Source organism: Methylomonas stagni, assembly GCF_050154735.1.
Classification (GTDB): domain Bacteria; phylum Pseudomonadota; class Gammaproteobacteria; order Methylococcales; family Methylomonadaceae; genus Methylomonas; species Methylomonas koyamae_A.
This window is the reverse complement of record NZ_CP189557.1, coordinates 4,316,081-4,339,118: the sequence shown is the minus strand read 5'-3', so window position 1 is coordinate 4,339,118 and position 23,038 is coordinate 4,316,081. Positions and strand designations below refer to the sequence as shown.

The window sequence follows — 23,038 nt, the reverse complement described above, 5'->3', positions numbered from 1 at the left end:
ACATGAGTTTCCAAGGCGAATTAACCGATTTCAGCGACGGCTATTTGTCGGGCTGGGTCTGCGACGCCACGCGGTTACAGGAACGCGTCGTCGTCGAAATCCATGGCGACGACTATCCGTTGGCGCTAATCCACGCTCATTTTTGGCTGCCGCAATCGCAGACCATCGGGGATGGTTGCTACGGCTTTCGCGTCGCATTACCGGTCTCGAAATTGCGCAGCATTAGTCGCTTACGCGCCAAAGTCGCCAATAGCGAATTCTGGCTGAACGGCACTATTTATCTGAACCGAACCCAAACTCGACCGACCTCGACACTGCTCGGCAGCGTCGCTAATACACGAGGATTGAAACTCACCGGCTGGGCCTGGAATTCCGCCAGACCGGATCAAGCGGTACGCCTGAGTGTTTTCGTGGACGATAAATTGATCGGGGAGGTCCACGCCGACCGGCGGCGCGCGGATTTGATCGAGATGGGTTTAGGCAACGGCCGGCACGGTTTTAGTTACACCCTGCCGTTTGCCTATGCCGACGGCGACAGCCACGAAGTCCGGGTATTGAACGAACAAGGCCAAAACCTGCCTGGCAGCCCACTCACGGTGGCCACGGCCCCGCTATTGTTGGAGCAACTCGTCGAGGCGGACCGCGTGTTGTTGCCTGATCAACGGCGCCTGCTCGCGAAACAGTTCTTAAAATACCGAGATTATTTGCCGATGTCGGTGGATTTTTCGGCGTATCCGGATTGGGCCGCATGCTATCCACCTGAAGCGATCCGGAGTCCGCTCGACTGCCAACAAGACTTATTGATTGTGGTGTTCGGCAACGGTGATTTGCAAAAAACCTTGGATAGCTTGTCTGCGCAAAGCTGGCAGGGTTTCGAGGTATTGGCACAGGGCCAAGGCAACTTCGCCGATTCCCGCCTGACCGTGGTCGATAGCCGAACGTGGCCCGAAGCCATCAGACATAAATTAAGCCAACACGACGGCTTGTTGAGCTTTATCGAGGCGGGCGATACTTTGCCGGCATCGGCGCTAGCCCGAATCGGCAGCGTGTTCGCCGATCCGGCGGTTCGGATAGCCTACAGCGATTGCCTGCTGCATCGTCAGCCGCCGACCATCGAACCCTGGTTCAAGCCGGACTGGGACCTGAATTTGTTCCTGAGCCAAGACCTGCTTCAGCATCTATTCGCGGTGCGAAGCGGGCTACTGCCGCAGGACTCGGTGTGGCTGGAACACCCGGAGTGCTGGCCGTGGCTGGCGGTCCGCGCGCTTCCCGAACGGGAGCGAACCGCGTCGGCGATCAAACACCTGCCGGAAGTGTTATACCACCGTCATCAAGCCAGTCTCTCCCCAGCATTGGACGAGGCGGTCGCCGAGTGCCTGCCCACAATCGCGCCAGGCAGCCGCATCGAAACCCGGATCGCCGAGAACGCGTTCAGAGTAATGCGCTGGCGGCAACCGGAAATCTGGCCGACGGTCAGCCTAATCATTCCGACGCGCGATCATCGAATCCTGCTGGAAAAATGTATCAAGAGCTTAAAGAAAACCGACTACCCCTATCTGGAAATCATCGTCGTCGACAACGACTCGCAAGACAAAGCAACCCTCAAGTATTTATCCCAACTTAAAAAAGCCGGCATTCGCATCATTCCCTACCCGCATCGCTTCAATTACTCAGCGATTAATAACCATGCGGTTACCCTAGCAACAGGCGAAATAATCGGCTTAATCAACGACGATATCGAGGCGATCCATGCTGACTGGTTAAAAAACATGGTTACCCAGTTGCTAAGGCCGGACATCGGCGCGGTCGGCGCAAAGTTGTTATGGCCCAACGGCATGGTCCAACATGGCGGCGTTTTGCTGGGATTACACGGTTTAGCCGGCCATATCGGCAACTTGTGGGACGAATCCGATTTGGGATATTTCGGCTATAATCAGTTAATCCGCGAAGTTAGCGCGGTTACCGCCGCCTGTTTAATCTGCCGAAAATCGGATTATTTGGCATTGGGCGGCCTGGATGCCCAGGCGTTTCCGGTAGCGTTCAATGACGTGGATTTTTGTTTGCGGCTTGGAGACTCGGGCAAAAAAATCGTCTGGACGCCTGAAGCCAGATTATGGCATGCGGAATCGGCCAGTCGAGGACGGGACGATACGCCGGAAAAACGCGCCCGACTGGAGAAGGAAAAATCGGCATTGCGCGGACGCTGGGCGAACCGACTGTTTTTCGACCCCTACTATAATAACAATCTTAACTTGGACCGCTATTCGCACGATGGCTTGGCATTTCCGCCTCGAACTCGCCGGCATCGCTAGCCCCAACTGTCCTTTCCTATGAAAATCCTATTTATTCATCAAAATTTTCCAGCCCAATTCCTGCAAATCGCCACGCATTTAGCCAAGGACACAAAAAATCAAGTCATGGCGATTCGCCAAGCGCCGAATGTCGAAATCGCGAACATCAGTACTATCGCATACACTCCGTCTCGCAGTAGCAACCCGGATATTCATCCATTGATGAGCGAATGGGAAGCCAAAATTCTGCGAGCGGAAGCCACCGCCAAGGCCGCCGATCTGCTAAAAAGCCAAGGATTCCAACCCGATGTCGTGATGGTGCATCCCGGCTGGGGCGAGGCGCTGTTGTTGCGCGATATCTGGCCCCATGCAAAATACTTGGGATATTTAGAATATTTTTACGCGGCGACCGGCCAGGACTTTAATTTCGACCCCGAATTCAAAACCGACGATGTCGAAAAGCTCGCTAAGTTGCGCTTGAAAAATACCGTCAATCTGCACGCGCTGCACGACATCGATGCCGGGATTTCTCCGACCCATTGGCAGCGGAGCACCTACCCCGCTTGGGCTCAATCCAAAATCGACGTGATTCATGAGGGTATCGACACGAACTACTTTAGCCCAGATGCCACTCGAACCCTGACGATTCCAAACAAGGGCATAACGCTTGGCGGACAAGACGAGATCATCACGTTTGTCGCCCGCTATCTTGAGCCCACGCGCGGATTTCATGTCTTTATGCGTGCCCTCCCGGAACTATTGAAGCGTCGACCCGACGCGCACGTCATCATCATAGGTAGTGAAACCGGCGGCTACGGTCCCGGTCCCCACGGCCACGACTCCTGGCTGGCCATGCTGATGCGGGAAGTCGGTTCCCACTTGGACCCGAACCGGGTTCACATCCTCGGCCGCCTCGCCAAGGCGGATTACCGTAACGTTTTACAACTCTCGAAAGTACATGTGTACTTAACCTATCCGTTTTTATTGTCGTGGTCGCTGCTGGAAGTCATGGCGACGGGCCCCATCATCGTTGCCTCCGATACCGCACCGGTAAGAGAACTGATTCAGGATGGCAAAAACGGCTTGTTGTTCGATTTCTTTGATCAAGAGGGCTTGGTCAACCGAGTGGTCGAAGCGTTAAGCCTACCCAAACGAAAAGCCAACTCGCTTTCCAAAGCCGCCAGAAAAACTATAGTGACTCAGTATGATCTTGAGCAATGTTTGCACAAGTGGACCACCAAAATCATGGCGTCAATTTAAAAGCGCTTGAATCTATCGTGGATTATCGCACCACCAACTCAACTCTAGAGCGGACTTAAACTTGGAAGCAAGCACAACCGTTTGTTTCCGAAGAACTTGAATCCCCATTAATCGAGGACAATATAATGAGAGCCGAAGCAGAAAAACTCAATTTGGCCGTTCACGGCGTATACGAACGCCATAAAAACGAGACCGATATCGAAATGCACTTGGAAGAAGTCTCTAGAAACGGCTTCTCGGTAATAAAATCCGCTCTAACGGTAGAAGAAGTCGATTATACCCGGCAAAAGCTGGACGAAATCTATCAGCAGCAAGTCGACGAATTCGGGCTAGACAATCTGATTGCTCTAAAAGATCGGTATATCGTACGCTCCATGCTGGCCTACGACGATTTTTTTCTGCATAAAATTGCCTGTAATGAAAAAATCTTACCGGTGATTAAAAAGGCGCTAGGCAACAATATTAGCCTTTCCTCCCAAGTCGGTATATTAAACCCACCCGACGATACTCTTTATCAAACTGCTTGGCATCGCGAACTGCAATATCAACACTTTACGATTTCTCGTCCGATTGCGTTGCAATCGCTATTCTGTATCGATCCATTTAACGCGACGACCGGCGGCACGTTTTTCCTGCCCGGCTCCCATCTCCATGAGCCTTTTCCTTCGGACGAGTACGCTAAAAAGCATGAAATTCAAATCATAGCGGACCCAGGCGATGCCGTAATATTCGACGCGCTCGCTTACCACCGCGCCGGGGTTAACGTATCGCCTAATGTTAGAAGAGCCATTAACAATCTCTACACCCTGCCCATTATTCAACAGCAAATTAATTTCTCGCGCATGATGAACGGCCGCTTCAAAGACGACCCTTTTCTCGCGGGCTTATTAGGCTACCGCTGGGAAACCGCCGACTCCGTTCTTGCTTGGCGACAAAGTCATTTAAACAATAAAAAAGCCTAACTCAAGAATTAGTATTCGATAAACAACATCCAATACCATGTATAAGAATTTTTTTGACATAAGCGCATACACCGATGAAGAGTTAGCGGTCATTGAGAAATTATTGGTATTCGATAAAAAAGCGTATTTAGAGAAGTTCCCCGATGTCGCCAATACGAAAACCGATCCGCTGATCCACTTTCTTACCCAAGGCATGTACGAAGGCCGTTTCCCTTGGTCGATAAATACTCAAACAGCTCAAGAACAGCAAGCGCGATTACTGTCGTCGCAAACGAGCCTTCGGGACATTTTGGGCTTTGACGAGGAATTCTACAAAAAGCAATACCCCGATGTAACGCAAAACCATTTCCGACACTTCATATTGAACGGCATCCGCGAAAATCGTTTGCCGTTCAATTTCAACGACAACGTGGATAGCGAAACCCTCACTTGGAATATCTTGTCGAGGTTCAATATTGCATGCGACAACTCGCTCGACCGGCAACTGCGTTTCGAGGTTAAAAACGGCCCCGCGCTATTGCAAGCCCTGTTCGACGAAGCCAGTAAAAAAGGCCTTGTACCGAAAACCTATCGCAACAATTATTGGTTGGCTCTAGCAATTGCCTTCTCCGCCTGCGGATATTTTGGAGCATCCGCGCTTTGCTATAACTATTTTTTCAACTATTTCTTACCCATGCCGCACCTGAATAACTGGCGCGAAGGTGTGTACGTCGTTGGAAAAATACACAAAATAGTTCAATTTGCTCAAAATCGCCGCTGGTTTGTTAAAAAGCTTTCTGCGGCATCCAGCATTTCGGTCCCAGACCCGCATTTTCTGAATCGGCCTAACACCATTGGCGAAGTTGAAATTCACCCGCTACCGACACCGTATTACTGTATATTGGAAAACGTGGTGCTAATTGGCGGTAGCGCCATGATCATCGCGAATAGCCACGATTTACTTTACGACCATCTTGACGATACTACCGACAACACTTCCGAAATCAAATGCCATTACATACTTCATGCCGTCAATAATGTTTGCGCGGTAAAATATACTTACACAGACTTGTATGTACCCGAAGCGTTTTCGCTCATGCACGATCATGGTCACAATTACTTCCATTGGATAATTGAGGTTCTACCCCGATACTTATTAGCCAGAAAGAATGGACTCGCTTGTAATGCTACTTTTTTAATCGATGAAAAAATTGGCAAACTTCAGGAAGCCGTCATCCGTCTAATTTTAGGAAACGACGCCATAGTCATCAAGGTTGCGCGAAATGCCTCGGTGAAGGTTGGAAAACTCCATTGGGTATCGGACCTATCGATCAATACGGTTCGCACCCTGCAGCTACCTAAAAAAAGTGACATTTTAATTTCGCCCACAGCCGTCGAATTATTAAAGGAACTCGCTGCCGATCATGCCATGCAAGGCATTGCTAAATATGAGCGGATATTAATTACTCGCACTAACGTCGAATTTCGCCGTTTAGTGAACCGCGAACTCTGCCGTGAAATGCTTATCCGCGAGGGTTTTTGGGATTTCGACCCTGGCCGCGCTTCGTTCGAAGAACAAATCCGCGTATTTTCTAATGCTAAAATCATTGTCTCGGAAGCAGGGGCCGCTCAAGCGAATCTGGTATTTTGCCGCCCTGGAACGATAGTCGTGGTTTTAGTGAATGGTTATAAGAACAGCAACTATTTCTATCTTGCCGAAATGGCCCAAATAGCGAAATTAAAACTGGTCTTCTTTGAATGCTTTAGACTGGACGGCTCCCACGAATTAGGCGTGCATGACGACATGATCGTGAATATCAGCGATCTAAGAAACCATATAAACAATTTAACCAACTCCGCAAACTCGTCTGGAAAACGTGAAAAACGTCTGCCCAAGCAGCCGACTATCCTTAATTGATAGAATTCAGTCTGATCTATCAATTACTGGCTTTACAATCAATTCCATTTAAACTACCAAATGAAACGTGTTTTTATTGGCGGCATGGGTCGCTCGGGCACTACCATTACACTAAATGCACTGTATCGACATGGCGCCCTCTATGCCGTACCGATTGAAACCAAATTTCTGGTTGAAAACGACGGTTTTTACGACCTAATACAGGCGATTACCGATGATTTTTCGACTGCGGGCACGCCCATGGCTGTTAAACGCTTTGAACATTTGATGCGTAATCTAGTAACTGGCTTAGAACCCTCGGAGAGTTTTACCGCTCAAGCAAGGTTTTCATCGGATATTTTCGAGCACTACGAAGGAGCCGTCGATTGTTTGCTGGAAATGGTGTTATGCCGAAACTTTTATCCGCAAAGAGAGCCGGTACTCAACGCGATGCGGCATTTTATTGCCTATACTTTCGACCATGCCACCACCATTTCCGATAAGGCTGGCTGGGTGGAAAAAACGCCGGCAAACTTTTGGCGATTGGAGTTTCTGCGAGAGCTTTATCCGGATTGTTATTTTGTCCACCTGATTCGAGACCCGCGCCTGATTATGTGGAGCCTGATGGAAAAGGGCTGGATTTCCACCGAAGTTTCCAGAGCTGCGATACGCTTCGAGAACATGATTGCCGCGCTAGTGCTTAAACGGAGGGAATTGCTTAAATCCCCCCGGTTTATCGAGGTCAGACTGGAAGATTTAGCGAACCCGGAAACGCTCGGCGGCACGCTGAATCAATTGGCGAATCAGCTGGATCTTGAACCGTTTCCCTCTCCGGCAATCGCATCGGTCGCCGAAACCATTTCAACCTACGAAAAATCTCGGGATGCGCGCGGTCATAGCATTAGTTACTCGAAAGACGAGGCACTGACGATTAATCAACTACTCATGCCGTGGATTTTAGAATTGGGATATTCTCCGGTATTCCCGGCGAGTTTGATTTCCGGATAATGTAACCGCCAAGCCAAGAAAATAACTTTCCAATTCAATAAAATAGCAGGAATGATCAATGGTTGAGGGCATTCAACAGTTTATCAGGTCACAGCAGGCAGCAATAATAAAAAACGATCTCGAACAGTTTCTGCAATCGATGACCCAGTTTTTCATCGAACTAGGAAGCTCTCAACCAATGCAAGGCCTACACTTGGTCTCTTCGAAATTCGACCAAATGTGTCAAGATGTCGGCCGCTTGTCAGCTTTCGAGCTGCTAGCCAAAGCCGAGGAACTACCCAACGAGCCTCATCATATAATATTGGTTACCGAACTGTACTGCCTAGGCGGGCATCTGGAAATAGTTCGCGATATTATACGGACAAGCCAACTGCCAATATTACTAGTTGCCAGTAATATTAATAACCGCAAGAAGCCCGTGATGGCGACTATCTTGGACGAGTCCAATCTAATTGGGTTCATTAATGCCGACAACCAAAGTTTTCTGGATAAATTGCGCACGGTGCAGACCACGCTAGCCAACCCTCACACCAATTCCGTTTACATGCTTACTCACGGTTACGACGCGGTAGCCACGGCGGCAATCGCTTCGGATACCGATAAAACAGTGCTTTTTATGCACCACTGCGACCATTATCCAGCCTTAGGTTGTTACTTGGAGGGTGCGCACCATATCGATTTGCATAATGTCGGCTTTTTACGCTGCAGAAATGAATTCGACATCCAGCAAAACCGTTATTTATGCCTGAGTTCCGCAGGCTTTGCCTATCATCTAAACGCTCAAAGGAATTTTGCATCCCCCCGACTGAAAACCGCTTCTTGCGGCGGATTGCATAAACTCAAAAACCTACCTTATCATCTCGATTACCTGGAAGTCATTCTGCATGTATTGTTAAACCACGACGCCATTCATTTTCATATCGGCCATTTGAGCGACGAGTATTTACAGAATATTTACAATACACTGAGTCGGAATGGGTTAGCCGATTCAAGATTTATTTACTTAGGCCCCGCGCCGAATCTACCGCAGATATTGACTCAACTGGAAGTCGATATTTATCTTCCAACATTACCGTTGTCGGGCGGCAAGGCGATTATCGATGCGATGGCGGCGGGAATTCCGATAGTGGCTCACCAAAATGCGCGCGACCGGCTATGGGGCAGCACCGACTTAATTTATCCGGGGGCACCCACCTGGGATTCTCTGGACAAATTGGACGACATCATTCAACGCATGGACGAATCTTTCTGGCGGGATCAGTCTCGGCAGAGCCGAGCGTATTTCGAACGCTACCATAGCGAAAGCCTATTCGTTTCGCAATTGGCGCAAGGCGGCGCACCGATGGGCAGCCCGGACATTCCATCATTAAATTCCTACCGTCCGGAAATAGCCTATAGCTTGCTTTATTCGGGATTCCGGCAATGATTTTCCCGGCGGTTTGCTTTATTTTTCAGGATAGCCATGTCGGACAATAATCTGTTTGAAAACTTGAATTTCGATAAATTCCGCGAATTGGCGAAATCCGACCAATTAAGCCGACACGAGAAAGTCGGCTTTCCGGACAGTTACCGCGAAGGCAAGGAACCGCTGATTTTTTCCGACGTTTGCAACAAATTGCTCAATCTGCGGCAGCGCGGCAAAACAGTATTGGAAATCGGTCCGGGTTGCAGTCAACTGCCAGTGCTTCTGGAAAAACTGTGCACGGACCAAGACCATCGGCTATTGCTGGCCGATAGCCAGGAAATGCTGGATTTGCTGCCGGACGCTCCAAATACGGTTAAATACCCCGGCTGCTATCCGAATTTACCGGCTTTATTTGCGCAATATACCGGGCGCATCGATGTCATCATCTGTTATAGCGTCATCCAATATATTTTCCTCGAAGGCAATTTGTGGAATTTTGTTGACCTATCCTTATCGCTATTATCGGAAGGCGGAGAAATACTGTTAGGCGATATTCCCAATTCAACCATGCGCAAGCGTTTTTTCTCGAGCAGTGCCGGTATCGCTTGCCATAAAGCCTATGTCGGAAAGGACGAAACGCCCACGGTGACGTTCAATACTTTGGATCCCGGCGCGATGGACGACTCGGTAGTTCTGGCAATACTAGCGCGAGTTCGAGCCCAAGGTTTTCACGGCTGGGTGGTGCCTCAGGCCGCGGATTTGCCCATGGCCAATCGCCGCGAAGACATTTTGATCAAAAGACCTTAATTTGCCGAGATGAATACCGCCATGAAACAACGAAAACTGATTATTGTCGGCGCATCCGGATTCGCCGACATCGCCCAAGAATATTTCGAAGCCGATAGCCCATATAGCGTGGTCGGCTTTGCGGTGGAAAGCGCCTTTTTAACGGGCGACACCAAGAACGGTTTGCCGCTGGTGCCGTTCGAATCCATGACGGAGCATTTTTCGCCAGCGGATCACGATGTATTCGTGGCGGTCACCTATACCCAGCTAAACCGTCTGCGCGCTCGCCTGACGCAGCAGGCAAAAGCCGCCGGATATCGATTGGCGTCTTACATCAGTACTCGCGCGTTCGTTTGGCCCAATGCCCGGATCGGCGAGCATTGTTTTATTTTCGAAGACAATACCGTGCAACCTTTTGTCAGCATCGGTAACGACGTTATTTTATGGAGCGGCAACCATATCGGCCATCATTCCTCGCTCGGCGATCATTGTTTTATCTCCTCTCACGTCGTCATCTCCGGTTTCTGCCACATTGGTGAAAACAGCTTTTTAGGCGTGAACTCCACGCTCGCGAACAATTTGACGATAGGCAAGGACAACTGGATCGGGCCGGGTATCGTGCTAACGCAAAACACCGAAGACGGCGCTTTGTACGGAGCGGAGATGCCTTCTCCGTCACGCGTCAGCTCGCTACGTTTTTTCAAGGTTAAAGCATGACGATGCACTGGCGGAAACTCGGCATCGTGTATGCGCCTCCCGGCGACCAGGATTGGGCCAGCAGCCATGCGATGGTACCAACCCCGTTGCAAATATCGCCCGAGGTGATCCGGGTTTTCGTGACTTTTTGCGACGCCAACGGTTTGGGTAGACCGGGTTTCGTCGATGTGGATGCCAACGATCCCACCCGAGTATTGCGAGTCTCCGAACGTCCGCTACTAGACCTCGGCGCCCCAGGAAGCTTCGATGAGAACGGTTTGCTGACGTGCTCGGTGCTACCGATGGGTGGCCGACGCCTGTTTCTGTATTACGCCGGTTTCGAATTGGGTACCAAAATCCGCTACCGCCTGTTAACCGGGCTGGCCATCAGCGACGACGGCGGCGAAACTTTCCATCGCCATTCCAGCGTTCCGGTGTTGGAGCGCTCCGACCAAGAGCGGCATATTCGGGGTGGCCCCTGGGCCTTGCTCGATCAAGGCGTCGTCCGGTTGTGGTACGTGGCGGGTAGCGACTGGATAGAATTGAACGGCAAAAGCATGCCGGTTTACGATTTGCGTTATGTCGAATCCAAGGACGGCGTGCATTTCCCCAGCCACGGCCAGGTGCAGCTTCGTGTCGAGGAAGCCGACGAGCACGGCTTCGGCCGCCCCTGCGTGATCAGAAAGCGGGACGGCGGATTTCGGCTATTTTACTCAGTGCGCCGACGGTCTTTCGCCGCCTACCGATTAGGTTATGCGGAGTCGGAGGACGGGATACATTGGCGGCGCATGGATGCGCATCTGAACCTGGACGTTTCGCCCGGCGAATTCGATTCGGATGCAATTATGTACGCGGCGCCTATCCAGATTGGCGAGCAGCTCTACGTGTTTTATAACGGCAACCACTTTGGACGCGATGGCTTTGCCTGCGCGCGGCTGGAGCGGGAATGACGTTACAAGTGCGTGCTTACGGCGAAGCGGACGCCGAGGATTGGGATAGCTTTTGCGACGATTCGCTGCAATCCACGCTACTGCATACCCGGCGGTTTTTATCCTATCACGGTAGTCGTTTCGTCGACCAATCGCTGATCATCTACGACGAACACGGCTGGTTGGGCCTGTTGCCAGCCGCGTTGCAACCGGACGACGAAGCTTGCGTGGTCAGCCATCCCGGCGCGACTTACGGGGGCATCGTGCAGCAGGGCCAACTACGTGGGGAGCGGATGATAGAAGCCCTCCGGACCTGTTGCCGGTATTATCGAAGCCAAGGCAAACAACGCCTGTTGTACAAAGCGGTACCGGCCTTTTATCACCGCCAACCGGCGCAAGACGATCTATACGCGCTGTTCCGACTCAACGCGCACCGCTACCGCTGCGATCTCTCGAGCTCGATTGACCTGACGACGCCGCGCGGGCGAATCAGCGAACGGCGGCGGCGCAGTTTGAATAAAGCGCGGAAAAATCAGATAGGCCTATCTGGAGACATGGCCTTACTGGGCGAATTTTGGCAGGTATTAACCGAGAATTTGGCGCGAAAACATGGCACCGGGCCGGTTCATAGCTTGAGCGAAATCACGATGCTCGCCGAGCGTTTTCCCGATCAAATTCAAGTCGTTTGCGGCACCCACCAAGACCAAGTCGTCGCCGGCGTTTTATTGTTCATCACCGCGACCTGTATTCATACTCAATATATCGCCGCGAATGACATCGGCTATCAATTTTCCGCACTGGACGCGGTGTTCGACTTCTGCATTACCAAGGCCGTCAGCGACGGAAAGCGTTGGCTCGATTTCGGTATCTGCAACGAACAGGCCGGCAAAGTGCTGAATGAGGGACTTTATAAATTCAAAACGGAATTTGGCGGAGGAGGAACCGTACATGAGTTCTTCGAGATCCCATTAACCGGAGAAGAAAATGTCGATTAACGATTGCAAAATCATCGAATTACCCCGCATCCCGGATGCCCGCGGCAACTTGACCTTTATCGAGGCGGGGCGCCATGTTCCGTTCGAGATCAAGCGTACTTATTACTTGTATGATGTTCCCGGCGGCGCGACGCGCGCCGCGCATGGTCATAAGACATTACAGCAACTGATGATCGCGATGTCTGGCAGCTTTGACGTAACCTTGGACGACGGCTTCGAAAAGAAACTGTTTCATTTAAACCGCTCCTATTACGGCTTATATATCGCCCCCGGCATGTGGCGCGACTTGGACAATTTTTCATCCGGCGCGGTCTGCTTGGTCCTGGCTTCGGAGTTTTACACCGAAGAAGATTATTACCGCGACTACGACGTCTTCCTGAAGGCCGCTAGAGAAAAGCGCCGATGATTCCGTTTCTGGATTTAAAAACGCCGAATCTAGCATTGCAAAACGAGTTTGAGCAAAGCTTTAAACGCGTCTTGGCCTCCGGTTGGTTCATTCTCGGCGAAGAAGTCGAGCGGTTCGAAGCGGAATTCGCCAGCTATTGCGAAGCCGAACATTGCGTGGGCGTCGGTAACGGACTCGATGCATTAGCGTTGGCACTTTCCGCCCAAGGAATAGGCGTCGGCGATGAGGTTATCGTTCCGTCCAACACGTTTATTGCAACCTGGTTGGCGGTTACCCGCACCGGAGCGACCATCGTCCCGGTCGAGCCCGATACCCACACTTACAACTTGGATCCGTCGCGTATCGAAGCGGCGGTGACCTCGCGCACTCGAGCCATCATTCCAGTCCATCTGTACGGTCAGGTCGCCGATATGGATGCCGTTATGCGCATCGCCGATAAGCACCAGCTGTTCGTTCTGGAGGATGCCGCGCAAGCGCAAGGCGCGTTATATCGCGGCAAAAAAGCCGGTAGCCTGGGCCATGCGGCCGCCACCAGCTTCTATCCCGGCAAGAATTTGGGCGCGCTCGGCGATGCCGGTGCCGTGGTCACCAACGATAGAGAATTGGCCGAAAAATTCGGCGACTTCGCAATTACGGCTCCACGATCAAATACCAACACGACACACTGGGTCAAAACAGCCGCCTGGATGAATTACAAGCCGCTTTCTTACGTGTCAAACTCAAGGTATTGGATGAAAACAATCGGCAACGGCGGGAAATCGCACGCCGCTACCACGTCGGATTCGACAGCCTGATTCAGCGAGATTCAAATCTAATCCGGCCGTTTGTCCCGGACTGGGCGGATCCGGTTTGGCACTTGTACGTCGTATTAAGTCCCCAACGCGACGCCTTACAGCAGCATTTGCAGGCCGCCGGAATTGGCACGATGATTCACTACCCTATTCCTCCGCATCGCCAGGGTTGTTATCCTGAGTTTGCCGAATTTTCATTGCCGATTGCCGAGAAACTTGCTCAAGAGTGCCTGAGCCTACCCATGTGGCCAGGCATGCTCGACACCGAAGTGGACACGGTTATCGATGCCATCGCCGGCTTTCACCGCTAACACACGTCCGGTTCGAAGCTCTCGGTGCGGCTAGCCGAGAGTTCGCCGGAATTACCGGGATATACCCAAGCGTGATAACCAAAATCGCGCGGCTATTTTTCAGGGTTCGGGACTGAAGAAGCTTGCACCGGCTTCTCCAACCAAGTATTGACTTCCTGCAAGTTTTCCTCGCTGATAGCGCCGATGGCCTGTAAAAATCTGAAGCGATTTTTAATATACGCGTATTTGCTCTGCAACAAATCGCGCCTGGCTCGAAACTCGGTTTGCTGGGCTACTAAAACGTCACCGATGGTGGCAACACCGTATTTATAGGCACTCTGCATCGCATCGTGGGACTTTTGAGCGGATTCCAACGCCTTGATCGAAGCCTTAATCCGCCTGACGTTGGCGTTCGACGTCAAAAACGCATCGCTGGTTTCCTTGACCACGGTTCGGAGTTTCTCTTCCTCGGCGTGGCGATTCAGTGCCAAGCGGCTTTCCGCTTCGCGAACCTGATGCATGGTCGTACCGCCGCTAAAGATCGGCACGTTGACGTTAATCGCCGCGACTTGAGTTTGGGTTTGATTGGACAGCAGGGTACTTTGATAACCGGTGTTGGTATCGTAGTAATTAAGCTGCAGGTCGACCACCGGTAGGTGGCGGGATTTCTGGGCGACGAGGTCGTTGTCGGCCGCCTCGATCGCTTTCTGCTGCGCGGCCAGGGCCGGATTATCGTTTGTTGCCACGGCGATCCAGTCGTCCAACTTACCTTCCAATTCCTTGTATTCGATGTTTTCGCGCAAGGTTAGTAGACTGTCCGGCTCCTGGTTGGTCAACTCCCTCAAGTTTTGCTTAGCCGAGGAAACCAAGCTTTCGGCTTCGATTTGGTCAGCCTCGATTTTATCCAGTTGCGCTTCGACCTCGTAAACATCGGTGATTTTGACTAACTGCTTGGCAAACCGCTTTTGCACCTGCTGCAATTGCTGTTGAATCGCAAGCTTCTCGGTTTGAATGAAGCGAAGTTGATCCTCCGCTTCCAAAACGCCAAAGTAGCGTTCAACGACACTGAACATTAAAAGATTGCTCACATCGGTGCGCTCGAGTTCGTATTGCGATTCGGCTACCCGCGCCCGCCGCCAGGTCCAGAATTTGGCAAAATCGATCAGTGTCTGATTCAGCGACAGATAATAACGAGTGCCCGAATAACTCAAATCGCTATTTCGCACGTTCAACCGATTTTCCGACCAATTCGCGGTTCCGGTAACTTGCGGCAGCATTTGGCCCAAGGCTTGGCCGGTTTGCGCGGCGCCGATATCGACTTTGACGTCGGCCGACTTAAGCGACGGCGCCGCCTGCAATGCTTGCTGATACACCGTCAGCAAGTCGTCGGCGCATGCCCGACCCGCCAACGTAACAGCCAAGCCCAACGAGATCAACTTAGTCGAGCGCATCGCTCAATCCTCTCGGAAAGCCCGCGCGAACGCGTCGGTGATGGGTTGCATCAGATACTCCACGACGGTGCGCTCGCCGGTCCGGATCATCACCTCCACCGGCATGCCGGGTACCAATTCCAGGTTTTTCAGCTTTTGCAAGCTCTCCGGCGTCAATTCCACCTCGGCCTGATAATAAGCTGCGTCGGCCTTTTCATCGACGAAACGGTCGGCCGAAATATGAATAACCTTACCTTCGGTAGTCGGCGTCAACGCTTGCTTAAACGCACTGAACCTGACCTCGGCGACCAAGCCCAAACGTATCCGATCGATGTCCAACGGCGATACCCGCGCATCAATGATCAAATCTTCTTGCTGAGGCACAATATCGAGTATCGGATTTCCGGCCATCACCACGCCGCCCTGGGTATGTATCGCCAACCCCATCACCCGCCCGCCAACCGGAGCCTTGATCTCGATCCGGCTAACCTTGTCGGCGGTCGCCGCCAAGCGTTGATTAACGTCGAATAGCTGGGATTGAACTTCGCTCAATTTCTCGGACACCTCTTCTTGAAACTTCTTTTCGAGCTGCAGTATCTCCAGCTTGGTTTCGCCGATCTGAATTTCGGCGGCCGCGATCTGCGACGTTAACGAAGCGATGTCGCCCGAGTTACTGGCATGATTGCGTTCGGTGTCACGCAAGCGTTGTTTGTCGGCAAACCCCTCGGCCAACAACTCTTTTAAATCCTTCGCCTCTTCGCCGTAAGACTCGGACAATGCTTGCTTGCTCTGGCGCTGACCTTTAATCCCGACGATTTGGGTACTGAGCTGGTTGATCTTTTGTTTCAGAACCGAAATTTGCCCTTCGAAGGCCACACGCCTGGCTGAAAATAGCTCGGTCTCGCTAGTTCTGGCTTCCGCGACGCGGCTATCGTCCAAGCGGCTCAAATTGTCGGGGAATTCAATGCGGGCTTTCCGATCGCGCTCGGCTTCCAATCGGGCCAATTGCGCGGACAGCGTGATCGATTGGCCTCGAAGTACTTCCAATTGCGAGCGGGCTTCGGTACCGTCCAGCGTCAGCAAAATATCGCCTTCCCGGACGATGTCGCCGTCCTTGACGAAGATTTGATGCACGATGCCGCCGTCCAGGTGCTGCACGGTTTTACGGTGAGATTTGACGGTGATGACGCCGGAGGCCAACGCCGCCCCGTCGATCGGCGCCCAATAACTCCACAGCGCGAATAAACTAAACGCCACTAACAAAATGATGACGCCGATCAGGCGTATCGGCCTATCGTCGACGACCGGCGTCATTACGGCGCTCGGTTTGACGGACGGGGACAAATTCTTCACATCCATGGGCGGGCAAAGCGATCGATACCGGTCACGACGCTTGCGACTGGGCTTGTTGTTGCAAATGGGCGAGCACTTGGTCTCGCGGCCCGTAAACCGCCAACTTGCCTTCATTCAAGATCATTAACTTATCCACGTTGGACAAAACGCTGTTTCGATGTGTAATCAGAATCACGGTAGCCCCCTTTTGTTTCAGCAAAATCAGCGCTTGAGCCAGCGCCTGCTCGCCTTGTTCGTCCAAATTCGAATTGGGTTCGTCGAGCACGACGACGACGGGCTCGCCGTAAAGAGCCCGCGCCAGCCCGATACGTTGACGCTGACCGCCCGACAAAGCGCCGCCGTTTGCGCCGATGACGGTGTCGTAGCCGTTGGGCAAATGCAATATCAGGTCATGCACGCCGGCCATTTTCGCCGCCTCGACGACTTTAACAGCATCGACTTCGCCAAACCGGGCGATATTTTCGCCGATCGTGCCTTCGAACAATTCTATATCCTGCGGCAAATAACCTAGGTAAGGCCCCAATTCATTGCGATTCCAGGCATGGACATCGGCCTGATCCAGGCGGATCTTCCCGCCGGAGGTGGGCCAGATGCCGAGCAAGGCGCGAGCCAACGTCGATTTACCGGCGCCGCTAGCGCCGAGAACGCCGACAATGTCGCCGGCATTGATCGCTAAGCTTATCCCTTTGATCACCGGCGCGTTGGCACCGGGCGGGGTTACGACGGCCCCCTCCAGCTGAAAACTGCCGCGCGGCCTAGGTAAGGTCATTCGCGCGGGCTCGGCGGGAATCCGCTGCAAGATTTCATTCAACCGCCGATATTGGCCGCGCGCATTGACAAAACCCTTCCAGTTGGCGATCAACATATCGATAGGCGCGATCGAGCGCCCCAGCAGAATCGAACCGGCAATCATCAATCCGGGCGTGATTTCTTTTTGTATCACCAGATACGCTCCCAAGCCCAGAATGAGCGACTGCGACGCCAGCCTGATTACCTTGGAAAACGCCCCGACCAAGCCGGCGCGCGAACTCGCCAGCCCTTGCAAAATCAAAACGTGGTTTGCCGCCGCCAGCCAGCGCTGTTTGATATTCTCGGCCATGCCCATCGACTCGATCACTTCGGCATTGCGGAGATTTTTATTCACCAAGGCCCGTCCGGCTATCGCCACCTTGTTGGCCTCATCCAGCGTGGCGGCGGTGACTTTTTCGTTGACGACGGCAATCAAGACCATCAAAACTGCCGTCGCGACTGCAAACCAACCATATAGCGGGTGAAAAATAAACATCACGCCGAGATAGATCGGCATCCACGGCGCATCGAAAAATGCGAACAAGCCATTGCCGGTCAAAAATTGACGCAACGCGGTCAGATCGTCTAGCGGCTGTGATGTCGCCCTCTGTCCGCCGGAATACAGCGCTTGTTTGTAAGCGACCTGAAACAATCGTTCGTTTAACAGCAGCTCCAAACGGCTACTGACACGCACCAGTATTTGGGAACGAACCCATTCCAAACCGCTCATCGTCGCGAACAAAATCAACATGATCAAGCTCAACATCAGCAAGGTCGACAGATTTCCGGTCGCCACCACTCGGTCATATACTTGCAGCATATACAACGGCGAGGTCAACATCAACATATTGATAATCAAGCTAAAACCGGCGGCGGATAAAAAAGCCCCTTTACAGAGTTTAAGAGCAATTTGAATGTCGGTGGGTTGGGAAATGCTCACGACGCGTTGAAAGAATACTGGCCAAAGTTAGCCCTCCAAGAGTAGCATGATTTTGGCTGTTACCTAGGGAATGTTGTTTTTTACCTACGCAACGGGACGTCTCCGCCACTTGACGATAAAAAGCCGCCGAATTTCGGCGAAAAAAACCGGCGTCCCGAAAAGAGTACGCCGGCTTTGGGTGCCGTCAAGCGGGATTAGCCCTGCGTGCGCAAGTACTTCTCGACACCGGTCGTTCTGGTATAGCTAACTTCGTCGGATTGTAACGCCTGTCTGGCTACGTATTTTGACACGCCTGACACGCTAGGCACCTCTCTATCCGCTACTTCCTGCTTGGCCATGTATTTGGCGACCCCAGTCACTTCGCCGGCGGCCTTTTCTTCGACGGCGTGTTTCGCAAGATATTTGGAAACCGAACTCACCACCACCTCGGGCTTGACTTCCAGCCGCTGCTTGGCGACGTACTTGGCAACACCGGTCAATGTCGGCAATTGTTTAGCTAAGACGGATTGCTTGGCTAAATAACGCGCCACGCCGGTAACCGGCGCGGCCTGACTTTGCAGCTGCAATTGTCTGGCCAAATATTTAGCGACACCGGTTGGCTTCGGCGCCAGTTCGGCCGCCGCGGATTGACGGGCCAGATAGCGATCCACCGCCGAACCTTCGACAATGACTTCGGCGGCAAATGCGATTTCCTCGGCTTGTTCCTGCTTCATCAATGCCTCCGCTTTTTCAGCTTGCAATTTGGCTTCCGCTTCGGCGTAGCGAGCCACCAAAGCCAACGCTGCGGCTTTACGCGCAGCCAACTCCTGTTCGGCAACGAATTTGGCGACCCCGGTTAACGGCGCCTGCTCTTTCAATAACTTGTCTTGCCGAGCCAGATATTTTTCGACGCCGCTCAAAACAGGTACATCCTTGGAAACCAGCGCCTGCTTAGCCAAGTACTTGCTAACGGAGGTTGCCGCCGGCACATCCTTAGCCGCCAAGTCTTTTTTTAGCACGTATTTAGCGACGCCAGTCACCGCTGGAGATTCGGCCATATTTTGCCGAATAACATATTTGGCAACCCCGGTTACCGAATGGTCTTCCCTATCGTGCATGGTGACGTATTTGGATACGCCGGTAATCGGCGCGGCCTTGGACTGGATTGATTCCTTGATCAGATACTTAGCGACTCGGGTAACCGGATGTTCAGCTTGCAGACTCAAATACTTTTCGACACCGGTCGGTACCGGCTCGGGCTCGACAACCTCGACGGCTTCGACGACCTCCTCCTCAATCACTTCTGCTTCGGCCTCCGCTTCCGGCTCGACCGCCGCCGGCTCAAGAGCCGCCAGATAGCGAGCCACGCCGGTCAATGCCGGTTCGTCGTCGGCCGTTTGCGGCTCCAGCCGTTGTAGGTAACGCGCCACGCCGGTCAATTGCGTGCCTCCGTCTTCGCTATTACCCTCGGAGGTACCGCCACCGCCGGGCTTATCGAAGAAAAAGCTCGGCAACAAGCCGAATAAGCTATTCATCAAACTATTATTTGCCATTTGAGAATACTCCTGAATGTTATCGTTGTTATTTTAATCGACCGGTCAACCTGAACTGGCCGGTTGGATTAACCCGAACCGCGCCGCAAGCCTGGCCCGCCGAACTGAGTATTACGACCCGGTGCCGCTAAACACGACTTTGGGTTGAAAGCTGGAGGCCGGATATTTGGGATCGGCTTCCGATTGCGTCTGCGCCTGCTGATTGACGCACGGCACCGCTGCGGCGCTTGTCGGAGCCGAGCTCGCGGTCGGCGCGGCTTCGGCAAGCGCCGGATCGCGGTAAACCACCTTGGGCTGAAAATCGGCCGCCGGATAGTCCTGGGCCTGCGCGGCCGCGGCGGTCAACAGTAACGCAACGAAAAATCCTCGTTTCAATTCCACGCTTTTCATAGTGCTCACCTTCCTCTTCCGTATGAATCGCCCCTGCCCGGCGGACAGGGACGTTTGACAAGTTACCGGCTATTAAAGCACGGCTTCCACATTAGCGACGACATTATCCACGGTAAAGCCGAACTCTTTGAAGAGTTGGCCGGCCGGGGCCGATTCGCCGAAGCGGTCCAGGCCAACCACTCGGCCTTGGCTGCCCGCGTATTTCCACCAGCTGTCGGTCACGCCGGCTTCGACTACCACGCGCGCGGTCACGCTCGGCGGCAGTACGCTGTCTTTGTACGCCTGATCTTGCGCTTCGAACACGTTGGTCGACGGCATGGACACCACGCGGATGTTTTTGCCTTTGGCTGTCAGCGCCTCGGCCGCTTTCGCCGCCAGTTCGACTTCGGAGCCGGTGGCGATGATGATGGCGTCCGGATTGCCTTCGCCGCTCAGGATGTAGCCGCCTTTGGCGATCGCGTCGATCTGGGCTTGGCTGCGCGGCATGTGCGGCAGGTTTTGCCGGGAGAAGATCAGGGTGCTCGGGCCGTCGGTGCGTTCGATCGCGGCTTTCCAGCTGACCGCCGATTCCACCGCGTCGCACGGACGCCAGACTTGCATGTTGGGGATCATGCGCAACGTGGCGGTTTGTTCGATCGGTTGGTGGGTCGGGCCGTCTTCGCCCAGACCGATGGAGTCGTGGGTGTAGACGAAGATGGTCGGCGCTTTCATCAGTGCGGCCATCCGCAACGCGTTGCGGGCGTATTCGCTGAACATCAGGAAGGTGGCGCCGTAGGGCTTGAAGCCGCCGTGCAGGGCGATGCCGTTCATGATGGCGCTCATGCCGAATTCGCGGACGCCGTAGTAGGCGTAGTTGCCGTCGTGGCCCGCAGCGTTGATGTCTTTGCAGCCTTTCCACAGGGTCAGGTTGGAACCGGCCAGGTCGGCGGAGCCGCCCAAGAGTTCGGGCAACAGTGGGCCGAAGCCGTTCAGGGTGTTTTGCGAGGCTTTGCGGCTGGCGATGGTTTCGGCTTTGGCGTTGACGTCGGCGATGAAGGCGTTGGCTTTTTCGCTCCAGTCGCCGGGCAGTTGGCCTTTGACGACGCGGCGTTCGAATTCGGCGGCCAGGGCCGGATGCGCGGCTTGGTAGGCGGCGAATTGGGCATTCCAGGCGGCTTCGCGTTCGGCGCCCTTGGCTTTCGCATCCCATCCGGCGTAGATGTCGGCGGGGATTTCGAACGGGGCGTGCGGCCAGCCGAGTTGTTCGCGGGTGGCGGCGACTTCGGCTTCACCTAAAGCCGCACCGTGGCATTCTTCCTTGCCTTGTTTGTTCGGCGAGCCGAAACCGATGATGGTTTGGCAGCAGATGATCGATGGCTTGTCGGTGACGGCTTTAGCCGCTTCGATGGCTTTTTTCACGGCGTCGGGGTCGTGGCCGTCGACTTTGGGGATGACGTGCCAGCCGTAGGCTTCGAAGCGTTTCGGGGTATCGTCCAGGAACCAGCCGTGGACGTCGCCGTGGCCGCGCACTTCGCCGTCGATGGAGATGTTGTTGTCGTCGTAGATGGCGATCAGTTTACCCAGGCCCATGGAGCCGGCCAGCGAGCAGGCTTCGTGGGAAATGCCTTCCATCAAGCAGCCGTCGCCCAGGAACACGTAGGTGTGGTGGTCGACGATGTCGTGACCGGGACGGTTGAATTGACCGGCCAGTGCGCGTTCGGCGATGGCGAAACCGACGGCATTGGTGATGCCTTGGCCGAGCGGGCCGGTGGTGGTTTCGACGCCGTCGGTGTAGCCGTATTCCGGGTGACCTGGCGTTTTGGAGTGCAGTTGCCGGAACTGTTTCAACTGGTCGATCGGCAGGTTATAGCCGCTCAGGTGCAACAGCGAGTAAATCAGCATGGAGCCGTGACCGTTGGACAGGACAAAGCGGTCGCGATTCGGCCATTTGGGGTTGGTGGGGTTGTGGCTCAGAAAATCGTTCCACAATACTTCAGCGATGTCGGCCATGCCCATCGGCGCACCAGGGTGGCCGGAGTTGGCTTTTTGGACGGCGTCCATGCTGAGTGCGCGTATGGCGTTCGCTAAGTCTCGGCGCGAAGGCATTGGTGTATCTCCTTTAAATATCGATGATGACAGCGGGCGGTTGGCGCCGCTTTTCAAAAACTGGGGTTTAAAACGTAAGAAAGGACGAGTGGCGTTAGCCACCCGTCCTTAGATCTTGCAGATTACAGCTTAGGTCTAACCAAAGCGGTCTTATGCGGAAGCGGCGTCGACCAGCTCGCGGATCTCTTTTGCCGCGGTAGCAGGGCATGCAGCCCCGTAGATTGCCGCGCCGACCACGATAATGTTGGCGCCCGCTTTAACGGTTTGATCGATAGTAGCTGGTTTGATACCGCCGGCAACGGAAACGCGAACGTTCAAGCCCAGGTTAGCGACTTCCGCCAAATCGGTGAAAGGCGTTTGACCGGCCGCTTGTGCGTCCAGACCGGTGTGTACACCCATGATTTGGGCGCCCAGTTTCGCGGATTCGCGAGCGCACTCGCCTTTGTTAGGCACGTTGATCAGGTCGACTTGAACTTCGGCGCTATATTTTTTAGCCGCTTTGATCACGCCACCGATGGTGGCCAGACCGGAAACGCCCAATACGGTGCAGATGTCCGCGCCGGCAGCGTAGAAAGCACCGGCTTCGTATTCGCCGGCGTCCATGGTTTTCAGGTCAACCAGCAGCAGTTGGTTAGGGAAACGTTGTCTCAATTCCTTGACCAGATTGATACCGTTGTATTTGATGCAAGGGGTACCGATTTCGAAGATATCGACGTAAGGTGCGACTTTGTCGGCCAACGCAACGGTTTGGTCGAAATCCAGTGAGTCCAACGCCATTTGAATTAATGGTCTTGCCATACTTATGTGCTCCGATTGTTATAGTT

Annotated in this window: 18 protein-coding genes and 1 pseudogene; 12 read left to right on the top strand and 7 right to left on the bottom strand. The window is 53.3% G+C overall.

Annotation, left to right across the window (positions count from 1 at the left end):
• Positions 1-2 precede the first annotated feature (2 nt).
• The 12 genes and pseudogenes from ACP4CD_RS20085 to ACP4CD_RS20030 all read left to right on the top strand — a co-directional run bounded on the left by ACP4CD_RS20085 (position 3) and on the right by ACP4CD_RS20030 (position 13,716).
• Positions 3-2,312 (top strand): glycosyltransferase family 2 protein, encoded by a 2,310-nt coding sequence (locus ACP4CD_RS20085; protein ID WP_426992304.1) that lies wholly within the window; start codon positions 3-5, stop codon positions 2,310-2,312.
• An 18-nt stretch (positions 2,313-2,330) separates the two neighbouring features.
• On the top strand, positions 2,331-3,551 hold the full coding sequence (locus ACP4CD_RS20080; RefSeq protein ID WP_281021471.1) for a glycosyltransferase: 1,221 nt from the start codon (positions 2,331-2,333) through the stop codon (positions 3,549-3,551).
• A gap of 125 nt (positions 3,552-3,676) precedes the next feature.
• Positions 3,677-4,513, top strand: coding sequence for a phytanoyl-CoA dioxygenase family protein (locus tag ACP4CD_RS20075; RefSeq protein WP_064031724.1), 837 nt, complete (start codon positions 3,677-3,679; stop codon positions 4,511-4,513).
• A 37-nt stretch (positions 4,514-4,550) separates the two neighbouring features.
• Positions 4,551-6,410, top strand: coding sequence for a glycosyltransferase family 61 protein (locus ACP4CD_RS20070; protein WP_064031725.1), 1,860 nt, complete (start codon positions 4,551-4,553; stop codon positions 6,408-6,410).
• 60 nt (positions 6,411-6,470) lie between these two features.
• Entirely contained in the window at positions 6,471-7,397 is a 927-nt protein-coding gene (locus ACP4CD_RS20065) for a sulfotransferase family protein (RefSeq protein ID WP_168032839.1), read from the top strand.
• A 58-nt stretch (positions 7,398-7,455) separates the two neighbouring features.
• The gene (locus ACP4CD_RS20060) at positions 7,456-8,823 is read left to right on the top strand and encodes a hypothetical protein (RefSeq protein ID WP_426992303.1); all 1,368 of its coding nucleotides are present in this window, start codon (positions 7,456-7,458) and stop codon (positions 8,821-8,823) included.
• A gap of 36 nt (positions 8,824-8,859) precedes the next feature.
• Positions 8,860-9,609, top strand: coding sequence for a hypothetical protein (locus tag ACP4CD_RS20055; RefSeq protein ID WP_426992302.1), 750 nt, complete (start codon positions 8,860-8,862; stop codon positions 9,607-9,609).
• 21 nt (positions 9,610-9,630) lie between these two features.
• On the top strand, positions 9,631-10,305 hold the full coding sequence (locus ACP4CD_RS20050) for an acetyltransferase (protein ID WP_426992301.1): 675 nt from the start codon (positions 9,631-9,633) through the stop codon (positions 10,303-10,305).
• Positions 10,302-11,234 carry a hypothetical protein gene (locus ACP4CD_RS20045; protein ID WP_426992300.1) on the top strand — a complete coding sequence of 311 codons (933 nt, stop codon included), beginning with the start codon at positions 10,302-10,304 and terminating at the stop codon, positions 11,232-11,234. Before ACP4CD_RS20050 ends, ACP4CD_RS20045 begins: the two co-directional genes overlap by 4 nt.
• Positions 11,231-12,208, top strand: a complete 978-nt coding sequence (locus ACP4CD_RS20040; protein ID WP_426992298.1) for a GNAT family N-acetyltransferase — start codon at positions 11,231-11,233, stop codon at positions 12,206-12,208. Before ACP4CD_RS20045 ends, ACP4CD_RS20040 begins: the two co-directional genes overlap by 4 nt.
• Complete coding sequence (locus ACP4CD_RS20035; RefSeq protein ID WP_064031731.1) at positions 12,198-12,614, top strand: sugar 3,4-ketoisomerase; 417 nt, start codon at positions 12,198-12,200, stop codon at positions 12,612-12,614. Before ACP4CD_RS20040 ends, ACP4CD_RS20035 begins: the two co-directional genes overlap by 11 nt.
• Positions 12,611-13,716: pseudogene (locus ACP4CD_RS20030) on the top strand (DegT/DnrJ/EryC1/StrS family aminotransferase). The gene ACP4CD_RS20035 and the pseudogene ACP4CD_RS20030 overlap by 4 nt, the downstream one beginning before the upstream one ends.
• Positions 13,717-13,808: 92 nt before the next feature.
• Here the strand turns inward: ACP4CD_RS20030 and ACP4CD_RS20025 are convergent.
• The 7 genes from ACP4CD_RS20025 to hxlA form a co-directional block, all read right to left on the bottom strand.
• Entirely contained in the window at positions 13,809-15,146 is a 1,338-nt protein-coding gene (locus tag ACP4CD_RS20025) for a TolC family outer membrane protein (RefSeq protein WP_426992297.1), read from the bottom strand.
• Positions 15,147-15,149: 3 nt separating this feature from the next.
• Positions 15,150-16,439 (bottom strand): HlyD family type I secretion periplasmic adaptor subunit, encoded by a 1,290-nt coding sequence (locus tag ACP4CD_RS20020; RefSeq protein WP_426992295.1) that lies wholly within the window; start codon positions 16,437-16,439, stop codon positions 15,150-15,152.
• A gap of 70 nt (positions 16,440-16,509) precedes the next feature.
• Positions 16,510-18,207 carry a type I secretion system permease/ATPase gene (locus ACP4CD_RS20015; RefSeq protein WP_426992293.1) on the bottom strand — a complete coding sequence of 566 codons (1,698 nt, stop codon included), beginning with the start codon at positions 18,205-18,207 and terminating at the stop codon, positions 16,510-16,512.
• Between the two features lie 194 nt (positions 18,208-18,401).
• Positions 18,402-19,739, bottom strand: coding sequence for a hypothetical protein (locus tag ACP4CD_RS20010; RefSeq protein WP_426992292.1), 1,338 nt, complete (start codon positions 19,737-19,739; stop codon positions 18,402-18,404).
• 111 nt (positions 19,740-19,850) lie between these two features.
• Entirely contained in the window at positions 19,851-20,129 is a 279-nt protein-coding gene (locus tag ACP4CD_RS20005) for a hypothetical protein (RefSeq protein ID WP_064031736.1), read from the bottom strand.
• A 72-nt stretch (positions 20,130-20,201) separates the two neighbouring features.
• A complete protein-coding gene (tkt, locus tag ACP4CD_RS20000) occupies positions 20,202-22,214 on the bottom strand; it encodes a transketolase (RefSeq protein ID WP_426992290.1) in 2,013 nt (670 codons plus the stop codon).
• A 150-nt stretch (positions 22,215-22,364) separates the two neighbouring features.
• A complete protein-coding gene (gene hxlA / locus ACP4CD_RS19995; protein WP_064024493.1) occupies positions 22,365-23,012 on the bottom strand; it encodes a 3-hexulose-6-phosphate synthase in 648 nt (215 codons plus the stop codon).
• Between the last annotated feature and the right edge of the window lie 26 nt (positions 23,013-23,038).